Here is a 14,998-nt window from a genome sequence, read left to right on the forward strand (position 1 = left end):
GGAGTGCATCTACTTTGGAAAAGCATCCAGCAGCTATGTATAAAGATCATTTAAAGCCTTTTCTGTTCAGCAAACTTGAAGAGTTCATCATTTTGGGCTATAAAGATGTAGATTTAGAGGAATTATGGTCATACTTAGAGAATAAGAAATGGAAAAAAAGACAAGAACATCCTATTCATGAAATGGTCACTGACATTTTGTCTGTGAAAATTGGCGAATTTATGAACTATGCAACTGTTCAGTCGTTTAAAACGTCTGCTATTTTGGACAGTGAAGATGGGAAAAATATGCTAGATGAACTGTTGAAGTAAGCCATGTAAATGGATATAGGTGCGTAAGGAGGAAATACATAATGAAAAAAGGGCGCATTCTTGCGTTTTTCTTGGTGGTTCTTTTAATTGGAACCGGTGTAGGCTATTTTACAAAGCCTGTAGCAAACAACATCACGCTTGGGCTTGATCTGCAAGGTGGATTTGAGGTCTTGTATGATGTACATCCTGTTAAAAAAGGGGACAAGATTACAAACAATGTTCTTGTCAGTACGGTTGAAGCATTAAACCGAAGAGCGAATGTTCTTGGTGTTAGTGAGCCGAACATTTCAATCGAAGGGAACAACCGAATTCGCGTACAGCTAGCAGGGGTAAAAGATCAAAACCGAGCAAGGGAAATTTTATCAACGGAAGCTGAGCTTTCGTTTAGAGACACAAATGATAAAGAACTCTTAAACGGATCAGACCTTGTGGAAAACGGAGCGAAACAGACGTTTAACCAAACGAATGAACCTATTGTGACTGTTAAGCTAAAGGATGCAGGGAAATTCGGAGATGTGACGAAAAAGGTTGCAGCAATGGCACCAAACAACCAGCTCGTCATTTGGCTTGATTATGACAAAGGAGACTCCTTCAAAAAAGAAGTAACAAAGGAGGACCATAAGTACGTTTCTGCTCCAAATGTGAATCAAGTGATTAACAGCAGTGATGTTCAGATTGAAGGAAGTTTTACTGTACAAGAGGCGAAAGACCTCGCAAGCATTTTAAATGCTGGCGCACTTCCAGTGAAATTAACGGAGAAATATTCGACTTCTGTTAGTGCACAGTTTGGTGAGCAAGCATTAAATGAAACCGTATTTGCAGGGATCGTAGGGATTGCACTTATTTTCTTATTTATGTTGCTTTATTACCGCCTTCCTGGTCTTATTGCTGTCATCACACTATCCGCATATATTTACATCACGCTTCAAATATTTGATTGGATGGGCGCTGTCATGACACTTCCGGGAATTGCTGCTCTTATTCTCGGTGTTGGGATGGCTGTAGATGCAAACATTATTACGTACGAGCGGATTAAAGAGGAACTAAAGCTAGGGAAAACAGTTCGTTCAGCCTTCAGATCGGGTAATCGCAGATCATTTGCAACAATTTTTGATGCGAACATTACAAGTATTATTGCGGGCGGAGTGCTGTTCTTCTTCGGTACAAGCTCTGTTAAAGGATTTGCGACCATGCTCATCCTATCCATATTAACAAGCTTTATCACAGCCGTCTTCCTATCAAGATTTTTACTTGGTTTGCTTGTGGAAAGCAAATATCTCGATCGGAAAAAAGGCTGGTTTGGTGTACGTAAAAAAGACATCTTTGACATCCATGAAACAACAGTAAATACAGAGCCTAAAACACCATTTGATAAATGGGATTTTGTCAGCAAACGCAAAGGTTTTATGATTTTCTCAAGTGTTGTGACAATTGCTGGTATCATTGTGTTGTTAATCTTCAAGCTAAATGCTGGTATTGATTTTACAAGTGGAACGAGAGTAGATATTCAAAGTGATCAGAAGCTAACAACAGCGCAAATTGAAAAAGACTTTAAGAGTCTAGATCTTGAAGCAGATTCTGTTGTCTTATCTGGTCAAAAAGAGAATCAAGCAGGCGCTCGATTTGTTGGTGTACCAAATAAAGAGAAGATTGCTGAAATAAAAGATTATTTTAAAGATAAATATGGAGCAGAGCCAAATGTTAGTACGGTTTCCCCTACTGTTGGGAAGGAGCTGGCACGAAACGCACTGTATGCTGTGATTATTGCATCAATCGGCATTATCATTTATGTATCGATTCGTTTCGAATACAAGATGGCGATCGCTTCGATTATCTCACTTTTATATGATGCGTTTTTCATCATCGTATTCTTCAGTATTACGCGTTTAGAGGTGGATGTCACCTTCATCGCTGCCATATTGACGGTCATCGGCTACTCCATTAACGATACAATCGTTACCTTCGATAGGGTACGTGAGCAAATGAGGAAACGTAAACCGAAAACGGTTGAAGAATTATCTCACATTGTGAACCTGAGCTTACAGCAAACATTTACACGATCAGTGAATACGGTGTTAACTGTATTGGTCGTTGTTGTCGCATTAATGATTTTTGGCTCAGCGTCCATTACGAACTTCTCAATTGCATTATTAGTCGGACTGTTGACAGGGGTATATTCTTCCCTTTACATTGCGGCACAGATATGGCTAATGTGGAAAAGCAAAGAACTGAAAAATCCTTCAAAAGAAGAGACAGAACATGATATTTAATAAAAAAAGCTACCTCAATAGGTAGCTTTTTTTTAAATGGCCTAAAGACAGACGTTCATAAGTAATACAAGGAATGAGATGATGGCAGATTGCTGTTTTTTAAAAATTTCGGGTTTCATTGATCTTGAAAGGGTCTTTTGCTATAATGACATACGTTTAGATAAGTATATAAGCAGATGTCTTTCGTGGACATTTGTCTTGATTAATTGGAGGGGCTGTTTGTTATGAAGGTTCGGGAAACTGAACTGCCAGGTATCGGTCACAAGGCCGAAATTGTCACAAGAAACAATGACAAGCTCGCGATTATTACACATAATGACGGTAGACGTGAAATGTATCATTTTGATGAAGATGATCATGAGGAATCTATCTCAAGTATTACATTAAATGATGATGAAGCAAGACAAATTTCTGCTATTTTGGGCGGTGTCGTGTATAAGCCAAAGGCGCTCGAGACAGTGGAAGTGGCAATTGATGAATTGATTATTGAATGGTTTAAGATTGAAAAGGGGGCACCTGCTGTTCAGAAAACCATTGGAGATTTAGATGTTCGTCAAAATTATGACGTAACAGTGATTGCCATGGTGAAAAAAACACACGAAAAAATTCTAAATCCAGGACCTGAAACCCTTATTGAAGATGGTGATACACTCGTCATTTCAGGTGAAAGAAAAGAATTGAAAAATTTGATTAAGGAAAAACTTAGCAATTAATCATTTTCTCCTATCCCTTTTAAGATTCGTTTTCTCTCGTTTATACGTAAGCGTGTTTAAAACTGTGAGAGAATAGGGAAGATAGATAAAAAGAAAAAGTCTGGGGGAATTTTAATGAATAAACAATGGACCATTATTCTTGCATTTATTTTTGTGTTGATTGTCTCTGTTTTCGCAGTGATTAATGTGGCACCTGTACAGGTTGACTACTTATTTGGGAAAGCTGAATGGCCACTTATCCTTGTCATTATCGGCTCTGTGCTGATGGGCGGTTTGATTGTGGCTTTTGCAGGAATCTTTCAAATCTTTAAACTGAAACGTGAAGTGAAAATGTTAAAAGCTGAACAGGAAGCAGCACCAAAACCAGTTCACTCAACAACGGACAAGACAGATCGCGTGAAACCGAATGCCAAGCCAATTCAAGATCAACAAGTCCCTTTCGATCAAAAGAAAAAGTAATCCTAAGCGTACATTTCATAAAATAAAAATTGAAACCCCTCAGTCCACTCTAGTATAATAGTGTGGTTGAGGGGTGAATTTATGTTATTATCCAAAATGCGCTGGGAATATGAACATCCAAGCGAAGAAAAAGTGAAATCACTCTCTGAAAATCTGAACATTTCAGCGCTGACTGCGTCGCTTCTAGTGACAAGAGGTCTCGAAGATGTAGAGGAAGCGAGATCCTTTTTATTTGATCAAAAAAACGTTTTTCATGATCCGTTTTTGCTAAAGGGTATGAAAGAAGCGGTAGACCGCATCAATAAAGCGATTGAAGAGCAGGAATCGATTGTTATCTTTGGAGATTATGATGCAGACGGTGTTACGAGTACATCTGTGCTTTTACATACATTAAAAGAGCGTTCTGCGAAGGTAGATTTCTACATTCCAGATCGATTTAAAGAAGGCTATGGACCAAATGAACAAGCGTTTCGGCACTTGAAGGAGCAAGGTGCTTCTTTAATTATTACAGTTGATACTGGTATTGCGGCTGTACATGAGGCACGTATTGCAAAAGAAATTGGACTCGACCTCATTATTACCGATCACCATGAACCAGGTGAAGAATTACCCGAAGCACATGCGATTGTACATCCTAAACAACCGGGCTGTACGTATCCATTTAAAGAACTTGCTGGTGTAGGTGTTGCTCTGAAGGTCGCCCATGCTCTGATTGGTGAAGTGCCAGTTCATTTGCTTGATTTAGCGGCAATTGGAACGATTGCTGACCTTGTGCCACTTCATGATGAAAATAGACTGATCGCTAAAAAAGGGTTGATTCAATTACGTAAAACAAATCGCCCTGGGCTTAAAGCGTTAATGAAAGAGGCGGGAGCTAATCTCGATGAGGCAAATGAAGAAACGGTCGGATTTCAACTAGCACCAAGAATCAATGCTGTTGGTCGAATTGAACAGGCAGATCCAGCTGTACATCTTTTGATGACAGAGCATCTTGATGAAGCGGAAGAGCTTGCTCGTTTGGTTCAAGAGTTAAATAAAGAACGTCAGAAAATTGTCAGTACCATCACTGATGAAGCGATTCAAATGGTGAATGAAGAACAAAAAGACCATTCGGCTATTCTAGTGGCGAAAACTGGATGGAATCCAGGAGTTGTGGGAATTGTTGCTTCTAAACTGACAGATAAGTTTTCTCGTCCAGCAATTGTTCTCGGAATTGATGAAGAAACAGGGATGGCAAAAGGGTCTGCACGGAGTATAGCTGGATTTGATTTGTTCTTTCATTTGAGCAAATGCCGTGACATTCTGCCGCACTTTGGGGGGCACCCGATGGCAGCGGGAATGACCTTGCGTGTAGAAGATGTCCCTTTATTAAGGGAAAAGCTGAATCAATTTGCTGAGGAGACATTGACAGAGGAAGACTTTATCCCAATTCAACGAATCGATGCGGTTTGCAAAGTAGACGAGATCACAGTGGAAGCCATTGAAGAGGTTAGTCTCTTATCCCCATTTGGGATGCATAACCCAAAGCCATTTATCATGATAGAGGATGCACAACTTGAAGAAATTCGGACAATTGGTGCGAATCATAACCATATCAAAATGTCTTTAAAAGATGAAGAGACAATCCTTGATTGTGTTGGTTTTCACCAAGGAGAACTAAAGGAAGAAATTGTGCCAGGATCAAGCATATCTGTTATTGGAGAAATGTCGATCAATGAATGGAATAACCGGAAGAAGCCACAATTAATGCTAAAAGATGCACGTGTAGATGAATGGCAATTATTTGATTTGCGAGGCAAAAAAGAGTGGGAAAAGAAAGTGGCAGACCTTGATGAAGAGAAGCGGCTCATTCTTTGTTTCGGAGAAGAGACGAAAGCAGACTCTTCACTTGAAGCGAACATCATTGTTGTTGATTCTGACAATATCTCAGCATTAGATCTAAAGGAAAAGTATGTCATTTTAGCTGATTTCCCGCAAGACGTACAAATTTTAGAGCAGTTGCTTGAAAATAAGCAGCCAGCACGAATTTATACGGTGTTTCAAAAAAAAGAAGACCACTTTATGTCAGCCTTCCCTTCACGTGACCAATTTAAATGGTACTATGGCTTTTTGCTCAAACGAAAGAGCTTTGATATAAAAGCACACGGTATGGACCTAGCTAAACATAAAGGATGGACAAAAGAAACAATCATTTTCATGACAAAGGTGTTTTTTGAACTAGGTTTTGTTAAAATAGAGAATGGTGTGCTGTCAGTTGCCCTTGATGCCCCTAAAAAAGATTTATCGGCATCACCGTCATATACAGCAAAACAAGGATTGATGGAACTCGATCAAAAACTAACATATTCCTCAGCAAAAGAACTGAAGGAATGGCTAAATAGCATGATGAGAGAAGTCTCAGCTGTGCTTTGACATACGAGGAGGATAAGAAAAAGATGGATTTAAAACAATATGTGACGGTTGTACCAGACTATCCAAAGCCGGGTGTACAATTTAAAGATATTACAACATTAATGGATAAAGGCGAAGTATATCGCTATGCAACAGATCAAATTGTTGATTACGCAAAGGAAAGAGACATTGATCTGATCGTTGGACCAGAGGCTAGAGGTTTTATTATCGGCTGCCCTGTCGCTTACGCTCTTGGTATTGGCTTTGCACCGGTTCGTAAAGAAGGGAAACTTCCACGTGAAGTGGTGAAAGTTGAATATGGTCTAGAATATGGCAAGGATGTACTAACAATTCATAAAGACGCCATTCGTCCGGGGCAACGTGTATTGATTACGGATGACTTGCTTGCAACAGGTGGAACAATTGAAGCCTCCATTAAACTTGTGGAAGAACTAGGCGGAATTGTAGCCGGCATTGCATTTTTAATCGAGCTTACTTATCTTGATGGTAGAAAGAAGCTTGACGGATATGACATCCTGACTTTAATGCAATACTAATGGGCTCTGTTCAAAAAAGCACTCAGTAAGAAGGGTGCTTTTTTCCTATCAAAAATCTTTAGCGGACTTATTCTCTTTACATCTATCGTTTTTTTCTTGATAATAAACTACAATACAGTTTTCATTTAAAAAGGTGATTCCATGGCGAACGAACAAGTTTTAACGGCGCAGCAGGTCATAGACAAGGCAAGAGAATACCTGTCCGCTGAACATATTCAATTCATAGAAAGAGCGTATGAATATGCTGAGGACGCACACCGGGAGCAATATCGAAAGTCCGGTGAGCCTTACATTATTCATCCGATTCAGGTTGCCGGTATTTTGGTTGACCTTGAAATGGACCCATCTACCATTGCAGGGGGCTTTCTGCATGATGTGGTAGAGGATACGGATGTCACACTTGATGATTTAAAAGAGCATTTTAATGAAGAAGTTGCGATGCTCGTAGACGGCGTGACAAAGCTTGGGAAAATCAAATATAAATCACAAGAAGAGCAACAGGCAGAAAACCATCGGAAAATGTTTGTTGCGATGGCACAAGATATTCGCGTGATTTTGATCAAATTGGCTGACCGTCTGCATAACATGAGAACACTCAAGCATTTGCCGCAAGAGAAGCAACGGAGAATCTCAAATGAAACACTAGAAATTTTTGCCCCACTTGCACATCGATTAGGGATTTCTAAAATTAAGTGGGAGCTTGAAGATACAGCACTTCGCTACCTCAATCCACAGCAGTATTATCGCATCGTCAATTTGATGAAACGAAAACGTGCTGAGCGTGAGGAATATTTGGACGAGGTTGTCAATGAAGTGAAGGACCGCGTATCAGAAGTCAATATTAAAGCGGAATTTTCAGGTAGACCAAAACATATCTATAGCATTTATCGAAAAATGGTTCTGCAAAATAAGCAGTTTAATGAAATATATGATTTGCTGGCTGTCCGCATTTTGGTAGACAGTATTAAGGATTGCTATGCGGTGCTTGGTATTATTCATACGTGCTGGAAGCCGATGCCAGGCAGGTTTAAAGATTACATCGCCATGCCAAAGCCAAATATGTACCAATCACTTCATACGACAGTGATTGGACCAAAAGGTGACCCGTTAGAGGTGCAAATACGTACATTTGAGATGCACGAAATTGCAGAATACGGTATTGCGGCGCATTGGGCATACAAAGAAGGAAAAGAAACAGCTGAACCAAATGAGGAAGCCGTCTTCCAAAAGAAACTGTCATGGTTTAGAGAGATTCTTGAGTTCCAAAATGAATCAACAGACGCTGAAGAGTTTATGGAATCACTAAAAATTGATCTGTTCTCTGATATGGTGTTTGTATTTACTCCAAAGGGCGACGTCATTGAATTACCATCTGGATCTGTTCCGATTGACTTTTCATACCGTATTCATTCAGAGATCGGTAACAAAACAATCGGTGCGAAGGTCAATGGTAAAATGGTAACACTGGATCATAAACTGAAAACAGGCGACATCATCGAAATCCTTACATCAAAACACAGCTATGGACCAAGTCAAGATTGGGTGAAGTTGGCTCAGACGTCTCAAGCAAAGCACAAAATTAGACAGTTTTTCAAAAAGCAACGCCGAGAAGAGAATGTCGATAAGGGCAGAGAGCTTGTTGAAAAAGAAATCAAAAATCTTGAATTCGATGTCAAAGATATTCTGACAGCCGACAACATCAAAAAGGTTGCCGACAAATTTAATTTTGCAAACGAAGAGGATATGTATGCGGCTGTAGGTTATAACGGAATTACGGCACTTCAAGTGGCAAACCGTTTAACAGAAAAAGAAAGAAAACTAAGAGATCAAGAAGAACAAGAAAAGACTGTACAAGATGTGACTGTTGAGCCTAAAACATATCGCGGGAAAAAACGTGAAGCAGGTGTAAGGGTCAAGGGCATTGATAACTTGCTTGTTCGTTTATCTAAATGCTGTAACCCAGTTCCAGGGGACAGTATTGTTGGTTTTATCACAAAAGGGCGAGGGGTTTCTGTCCATAGAGATGACTGTCCAAATGTGAAAACGGGTGAAGCTCAGGAACGCTTAATTCCAGTAGAATGGGAGCATGAGCAGCCTACGCAAAACCGTAAAGAGTATAATGTGGAAATTGAAATTCTGGGCTATGACAGACGTGGTCTATTGAATGAAGTGCTGCAAGCCGTGAACGAGACAAAGACAAATATTTCATCTGTCTCTGGGAAATCAGATCGAAACAAAGTAGCAACGATTCACATGGCGATTTTTATTCAAAATATCAACCACCTGCATAAAGTCGTTGAACGTATAAAACAAATCAAGGATATTTATTCTGTTCGCCGATTTTTGAATTAGAAGGGAAGTTAAACGTCCATGAAACTTGTCGTTCAGCGTGTGACAAGTGCATCTGTTACAGTAGGAGAAGAAGTGACAGGTGCCATCAGTGAGGGACTTTTGGTACTTGTTGGGGTCACACATGAGGATACAGAAAAAGATGCTATTTATTTAGCGGAAAAGCTCCCACATTTACGTATTTTTGAAGACGAGGGCGGAAAGATGAACCTCTCGCTACTTGATAGAAAAGGGAGCGTGCTATCCGTTTCGCAGTTTACACTTTATGGCGATACAAGAAAAGGCAGGCGCCCAAACTTTATGAAAGCTGCGAAGCCTGATGTGGCTCGCAAGCTTTATGAATTTTTCAATGAAAAGCTAATAGAAAAAGAAATTCAAGTTGAAACGGGACGTTTTGGAGAGATGATGGAAGTCTCTCTTAACAACTCAGGTCCTGTTACAATTATCATGGATAGCAAAGAATAAAAGGGGATCCTAACCCCTACAGACTGTAGATAAACTCTAACGGAGTTTGTTTAGAGTCTTTTTCTTTTTTTCTCTTAGGATGTACGACCCGCACAATAAAAAAAGAGGCGAAAGCGCCCCTTTTAGTTTAATGAAAATACTGTTTTAATCCTTCTGTCATGCCCTCTGTTATTCGTTCTTGATAGGAAGAGCTATAAATGATGGCTTCCTCCTGTGGATTACTCAAATATCCTAGTTCATATAGAAGAGAAGGGCGCTGATTTTCTCTGAGAACAAAGTAGTCGCCAAACATGACACCTTTATCAGGGATCTGTGAGCGCTTTGCCACTTCGCTATGGACGCTAGAGGCAAGACCACGATCCTTTGTTGAATGATAATAATATGCTGTACTCCCTCTGACACTAGGATCAATAAAGCTGTCATAATGAATACTAATAAATGCATCTGCGTTTCGATAATGTGATGTCGCTACTCTTGATTGAAGGCTAATAAACGTATCGTCACTTCGTGTTAAATACACATTAGCACCAGAAGCGCGTAATTTACCCGCAAGTAGGTTTGCCGTTTTGATCGTGACGCTTTTTTCAAAAGCTCCGTCAGCGCCAATTGTACCGCTATCTTTTCCACCATGACCTGGATCAAGTACAATCGTTTTCCCTTGCAGAGAACCAGTACCAGCAGAAGATGAGCGATCTTGCTGTGGTCTTGGTGCTTCACTGTTATTTTTATTCGTTTGTACGACCCAATTGGCTACATAACCTGTCCCGCCATTCGATAGTGCAACCTCATACCAGTCGCCTTGTGTCCCGACAATGCTGTAAGCAGCTCCTTTTGAAGCTCTTTCGGCAATTGCAGCAGATGTTGATGCACTCTTCCTAATATTGGTTCCGCCATACACAATATAAGCCTTTTTCACCGAAGATGAAGTCGTGGATTGGCTTCTCTCGTTTGCTGCCTGACCACTGCTATCTGAAACAATATAATGACTCGCAACCCAGCCCTTACTTGATCCGACCTGAATTTCAAACCAGCCATTTTGCTCTCTTAAAATTGAAATACGTGTATTTCTGCTTAAAGATGAAATGACCTGAGCATCATGTGAGGCTGTTTTTCGAACATTTAGATTCGAAACACCGACACTCCCAGATCGTTTGGCTGTAGAGGCATTACTTGCTTTGGCTGTTGATTGTCCTTCTGATATATAGTCAGAATGAACCCAACCAGTCGCCTGTTTGTAAGAAACCTTTGTCCATGCACCACTTGTTTCCAGCTTATTTGCTGAAGCACCCTGTGGGAATGTACCAATCACTTGATAAGATGTGCCAGGGCCATTCCGTATTCTAAGGTCAGTAGCGGTTGATGTAACAGTACCGCTATCTGAAATGGATTGACTTTGATTGCTTGATGGAGTCGTGCTCTTTGCATCAGAAGATTTTGTGATTAACCATGAGACGACCCAGCCCTTTTGACTGTTCCCCAGCTGGATTTGCACCCAATCACCTTGCTCCGATAAAATCGGATAGCTTTCTCCGCGTTTGACAACTGCTGCTATCCCATAGCTCAGTCCAGGACCAGTCCTTACATTCATTTCATCTGTTGCAATCACAGCTTTGTCCGTTTGGGCCGTTGCATGTACAAGTGGCCAAGTGCTAAGAATGACAACAAAACTGATAAGCAGCAGCCCTATTTTTTTCTGTTTGTTTAAAATGGTGTTTTCCCCTCCTTTGTAAAACCAGTAAAACTTTATTTCGTTATGTACGAGTCAAATTCCTTGCCATTTTTTTAATAAAATTGATTCGATCTGTTTATACTAGATAAAAATGTGATTAAAGGATGTACAAACATGAGATTAAGCAGGAAATTAGGACGAGTGCAGTACAATGGACACGGCGATATCGATTTAAGACAGCATGACAATCTGGATCATCCAGGCTTCCTTGAAGAAGCCGCTTCTGAATTCGGATGCACTTCAAAAGAAGAGCTTGAAAAGAAAAAGAGGCGGCGCAAGGGTTGACAGAGTGGCAGCACCGACCTTATTATAATATAAATCGACACTCTTGAAAATTTAAAATGTGGAACTGATGATAGAGAATAGTAGGATAAATTGCGTGACTAGAGAGGAATCGCCTTAGGCTGAAAGCGAATCTGCATGGCATTTATCACGAAAGAACACTCTGAAGGTTTCCTGCTGAACGCTTATAAAATGAGTTATTAGGTGGAGAACGTGAATCTGCGTTAAGGATTTGAGCGGGAACATTTTTTGACTTTGTTCCAACTAGGGTGGCACCACGGGTATAACTCTCGTCCCTACTATCATGAATAGTAGAGGCGGGGGTTTTTTATATGTCCAGATAAAAAATGAATGATGGTCGTAGGAGGACGAAAAATGAGCTTTAACATTCCAAGAGGAACACAGGATATTTTACCTGGAGAATCAGAGCGCTGGCAGTACATTGAGCAAATAGCAAGAGAGACTTGTGCGGTTTATCAGTATCATGAGATTCGTACACCAATCTTTGAGCATACTGAACTTTTTGCTCGAGGCGTGGGAGAATCAACAGACATTGTACAAAAAGAGATGTACACATTTGAAGACAAAAAAGGGCGCAGCATTACACTTCGCCCAGAAGGAACAGCCTCAACAGTACGATCTTATGTAGAAAATAAGCTGTTTGCCAATCCAGCACAGCCGACAAAACTTTATTATATTGGTCCAATGTTTCGATATGAGCGTCCGCAGACGGGAAGATATCGCCAATTCTATCAATTTGGTATTGAAGCGATTGGCTCGAAAGATCCTGCCATCGATGCAGAGGTCATTTCGCTTGCAATGAGCGTTTATCAGCAAGCAGGATTATCGAATCTAAAGCTAGTCATTAATAGCCTTGGTGATCAAGAAAGTCGTGCTGATTATCGCGAGGCGCTTATCAAACATTTCGAACCACGTATTGATGAGTTCTGTCATGACTGTAACGTAAGATTGAATCAAAATCCGCTTCGTATATTGGATTGTAAGAAAGATAGAGACCACGAACTGATGACAACAGCACCATCTATTCAAGACTATTTAAACGAAGAATCAAGAACTTATTTTGAAAAAGTGAAACAGTACTTAACAGATGCAGGCATTGAATTTGTTGTAGATCCGAATCTAGTGCGTGGACTTGATTATTATAACCACACAGCATTTGAAATTATGAGCAATGCAGAAGGCTTCGGGGCTATTACAACCCTTGCTGGCGGTGGACGATATGATGGACTAGTTGAAGGAATTGGTGGCCCAGAATCACCAGGTATCGGTTTTGCCATGAGTATCGAGCGTTTCTTAGCAGCAATTGATGCTGAAAAAATAGAGCTCCCTGTTAAAGATGGCATTGCTTTATACATTGCAACACTTGGAGATCGTGCAAAGGATTACTCTGTTTCTCTTTTGAATCGTTTAAGACAAGAAGGGATCTCAAGTGAAATAGATTACACTGGTAAAAAGCTCAAAGGGCAGTTTAAATCGGCTGATCGTCTAAAGGCAAAATTTATTGCTGTTCTTGGAGATGACGAGCTTGATCAGAATGTCATCAATGTCAAGGACGCGACAACGGGTGAACAAATTGAAGTAAAACTTGATGAGCTGATTCGATTCATGAAAGCGAACGAAAAGGCGTAAAGAAGGAGTGGGATTTTTGTGTTTGGTAGAACTTTTTATTGTGGAGAAGTAACAGAGGAACAAATTGGTCAGACAGTTGTATTAAAAGGATGGGTACAAAAAAGACGCGACCTCGGTGGCCTGATCTTTATCGACCTCCGCGATCGTTCAGGAATTGTTCAGGTTGTATTCAATCCTGATCTTTCAAAAGAAGCACTTGCTACAGCAGAAACAATCCGCAATGAATATGTTCTTGATATGAAAGGAACAGTTGTCGCAAGAGAGCAATCAACCATCAATGCCAACTTGAAAACAGGGAAAATTGAAATTCAAGCTGAATCTGTGACGATTTTAAATGAAGCAAAAACACCACCGTTTGTCATTTCAGATCAAGCAGATGAGGTATCAGAAGATGTAAGATTAAAATACAGATACTTAGATCTTCGTCGTCCTGCAATGTTTGAAACAATCAAAATGCGTCATCAAGTGACAAAGGCGGCACGACACTTTTTAGATGACAACGGCTTTTTAGATATTGAAACACCCATTTTAACGAAAAGCACACCAGAGGGTGCACGTGATTATCTAGTGCCAAGCCGAGTACATGAAGGTGAGTTCTATGCTCTGCCTCAATCACCACAGCTTTTCAAACAACTATTGATGGTATCTGGGATGGATCGTTATTATCAAATTGCGAGATGTTTCAGAGATGAAGATTTGCGCGCTGATCGTCAGCCGGAATTTACACAAATAGATATTGAAATGTCATTTATGAGCCAAGAGGATATCATGGGGCTTGCTGAACAAATGATGGCAGACATCATGAAGGATGTAAAAGGCGTTGATCTTCAATTGCCACTTCCTCGCATGTCGTATGATGAAGCGATGAACAGCTATGGATCAGATAAACCTGATACACGCTTTGAAATGAAGCTCGTTAACATCTCTGATGCTGTGAAGGATTCTGACTTCAAAGTATTCAGTGGTGCTGTGAACAATGGCGGTGCTGTGAAAGCGATCAATGTGAAGCAAGCAGCTGCAAATTATTCAAGGAAGGATATTGATGCACTTGGCACATTTGCAGCAAACTACGGCGCAAAAGGTTTGGCATGGCTAAAGGCTGAAGGAAAAGAGCTAAAAGGACCGATTGCGAAATTCTTTGATGAAGCGAAGCAAGCAGAATTAACGCAATTGCTCGATGTTGAAGAAGGTGACCTTCTGCTTTTTGTAGCTGATAAAACATCGGTCGTTCATGACGCCCTCGGTGCACTTCGTCTTAAACTTGGTAAAGAGCTAGGGCTCATTGATGAAAGTGTGTTTAACTTCCTATGGGTCGTAGACTGGCCATTGCTTGAAAAAGATGAAGAAGAAGGCCGTTTCTATGCAGCGCACCATCCTTTTACAATGCCAGTTCGTGATGACCTTGAACTCATTGAAACAAGTCCAGAAGATATGAAGGCACAGGCGTATGACCTTGTTCTCAATGGCTATGAACTTGGTGGTGGTTCAATTCGTATCTTTGAAAAGGACATTCAAGAAAAAATGTTTGGTCTTCTTGGATTTACGAAAGAAGAAGCATACGAGCAATTTGGTTTCTTACTTGATGCGTTTGAACACGGTGTTCCTCCTCATGGCGGAATTGCACTTGGTCTTGATCGTCTTGTGATGATTTTAGCAGGACGTACCAACTTAAGAGATACGATTGCCTTCCCTAAAACAGCTAGTGCAAGCTGTGTATTAACAGATGCACCAGGAGAGGTTAGTGAAGCACAATTGGACGAGCTAAACCTATCCATTAAAAGAAAAGTAAAACAGTAAAAAAGACGCATATCACTCAGCATGT

General features: G+C 40.4%; 12 protein-coding genes and 1 other annotated feature. Of the genes, 11 read left to right on the forward strand and 1 reads right to left on the reverse strand.

Going from position 1 to position 14,998, the window contains the following annotated elements; genetic code table 11:
- Positions 1–14: 14 nt before the first annotated feature.
- From ACQKEZ_RS01910 to dtd, 8 genes are all read left to right on the forward strand, one after another.
- Positions 15–311 (forward strand): post-transcriptional regulator, encoded by a 297-nt coding sequence (locus ACQKEZ_RS01910; RefSeq protein WP_427298312.1) that lies wholly within the window; start codon positions 15–17, stop codon positions 309–311.
- A 41-nt stretch (positions 312–352) separates the two neighbouring features.
- Entirely contained in the window at positions 353–2,581 is a 2,229-nt protein-coding gene (gene secDF, locus ACQKEZ_RS01915; protein WP_427298314.1) for a protein translocase subunit SecDF, read from the forward strand.
- A gap of 224 nt (positions 2,582–2,805) precedes the next feature.
- Complete coding sequence (locus ACQKEZ_RS01920) at positions 2,806–3,294, forward strand: cation:proton antiporter regulatory subunit (RefSeq protein ID WP_427298316.1); 489 nt, start codon at positions 2,806–2,808, stop codon at positions 3,292–3,294.
- Positions 3,295–3,408: 114 nt separating this feature from the next.
- Positions 3,409–3,753 carry a LapA family protein gene (locus ACQKEZ_RS01925; RefSeq protein WP_427298318.1) on the forward strand — a complete coding sequence of 115 codons (345 nt, stop codon included), beginning with the start codon at positions 3,409–3,411 and terminating at the stop codon, positions 3,751–3,753.
- Positions 3,754–3,834: 81 nt separating this feature from the next.
- Entirely contained in the window at positions 3,835–6,165 is a 2,331-nt protein-coding gene (gene recJ / locus ACQKEZ_RS01930) for a single-stranded-DNA-specific exonuclease RecJ (protein ID WP_427298320.1), read from the forward strand.
- 23 nt (positions 6,166–6,188) lie between these two features.
- Positions 6,189–6,701 (forward strand): adenine phosphoribosyltransferase, encoded by a 513-nt coding sequence (locus tag ACQKEZ_RS01935; RefSeq protein WP_427298322.1) that lies wholly within the window; start codon positions 6,189–6,191, stop codon positions 6,699–6,701.
- Positions 6,702–6,842: 141 nt separating this feature from the next.
- The gene (locus ACQKEZ_RS01940) at positions 6,843–9,053 is read left to right on the forward strand and encodes a RelA/SpoT family protein (protein WP_427298324.1); all 2,211 of its coding nucleotides are present in this window, start codon (positions 6,843–6,845) and stop codon (positions 9,051–9,053) included.
- A gap of 18 nt (positions 9,054–9,071) precedes the next feature.
- Positions 9,072–9,515, forward strand: a complete 444-nt coding sequence (dtd, locus tag ACQKEZ_RS01945) for a D-aminoacyl-tRNA deacylase (RefSeq protein ID WP_427298326.1) — start codon at positions 9,072–9,074, stop codon at positions 9,513–9,515.
- A gap of 127 nt (positions 9,516–9,642) precedes the next feature.
- Here dtd and ACQKEZ_RS01950 read toward each other — a convergent pair whose 3' ends face one another.
- Positions 9,643–11,223 carry an SH3 domain-containing protein gene (locus ACQKEZ_RS01950; protein WP_427299284.1) on the reverse strand — a complete coding sequence of 527 codons (1,581 nt, stop codon included), beginning with the start codon at positions 11,221–11,223 and terminating at the stop codon, positions 9,643–9,645.
- Positions 11,224–11,358: 135 nt separating this feature from the next.
- On the opposite strand from ACQKEZ_RS01950, the gene ACQKEZ_RS01955 reads away from it, so the two are divergent.
- The 3 genes from ACQKEZ_RS01955 (at position 11,359) to aspS (ending at position 14,973) form a co-directional block, all read left to right on the forward strand.
- A complete protein-coding gene (locus ACQKEZ_RS01955) occupies positions 11,359–11,529 on the forward strand; it encodes a YrzK family protein (protein WP_427298328.1) in 171 nt (56 codons plus the stop codon).
- Between the two features lie 58 nt (positions 11,530–11,587).
- Positions 11,588–11,827 (forward strand) — a binding site (T-box leader).
- A gap of 74 nt (positions 11,828–11,901) precedes the next feature.
- Complete coding sequence (gene hisS, locus ACQKEZ_RS01960) at positions 11,902–13,176, forward strand: histidine--tRNA ligase (RefSeq protein ID WP_427298330.1); 1,275 nt, start codon at positions 11,902–11,904, stop codon at positions 13,174–13,176.
- A gap of 18 nt (positions 13,177–13,194) precedes the next feature.
- Complete coding sequence (gene aspS, locus ACQKEZ_RS01965; RefSeq protein WP_427298332.1) at positions 13,195–14,973, forward strand: aspartate--tRNA ligase; 1,779 nt, start codon at positions 13,195–13,197, stop codon at positions 14,971–14,973.
- Positions 14,974–14,998: the final 25 nt, after the last annotated feature.

Origin of the sequence: Bacillus sp. NPDC077027 (assembly GCF_050269555.1) — a bacterium.
In the GTDB taxonomy this organism is placed as follows: domain Bacteria; phylum Bacillota; class Bacilli; order Bacillales; family Bacillaceae; genus Bacillus.

Bases quoted from the DNA above. Each gene is read 5' to 3' on its own strand.
- dtd (WP_427298326.1), top strand. From the start codon at position 9,072: ATGAAACTTGTCGTTCAGCGTGTGACAAGTGCATCTGTTACAGTAGGA.
- hisS (WP_427298330.1), top strand. From the start codon at position 11,902: ATGAGCTTTAACATTCCAAGAGGAACACAGGATATTTTACCTGGAGAA.
- recJ (WP_427298320.1), top strand. From the start codon at position 3,835: ATGTTATTATCCAAAATGCGCTGGGAATATGAACATCCAAGCGAAGAA.
- ACQKEZ_RS01920 (WP_427298316.1), top strand. From the start codon at position 2,806: ATGAAGGTTCGGGAAACTGAACTGCCAGGTATCGGTCACAAGGCCGAA.
- ACQKEZ_RS01940 (WP_427298324.1), top strand. From the start codon at position 6,843: ATGGCGAACGAACAAGTTTTAACGGCGCAGCAGGTCATAGACAAGGCA.
- ACQKEZ_RS01935 (WP_427298322.1), top strand. From the start codon at position 6,189: ATGGATTTAAAACAATATGTGACGGTTGTACCAGACTATCCAAAGCCG.
- ACQKEZ_RS01925 (WP_427298318.1), top strand. From the start codon at position 3,409: ATGAATAAACAATGGACCATTATTCTTGCATTTATTTTTGTGTTGATT.
- secDF (WP_427298314.1), top strand. From the start codon at position 353: ATGAAAAAAGGGCGCATTCTTGCGTTTTTCTTGGTGGTTCTTTTAATT.
- ACQKEZ_RS01955 (WP_427298328.1), top strand. From the start codon at position 11,359: ATGAGATTAAGCAGGAAATTAGGACGAGTGCAGTACAATGGACACGGC.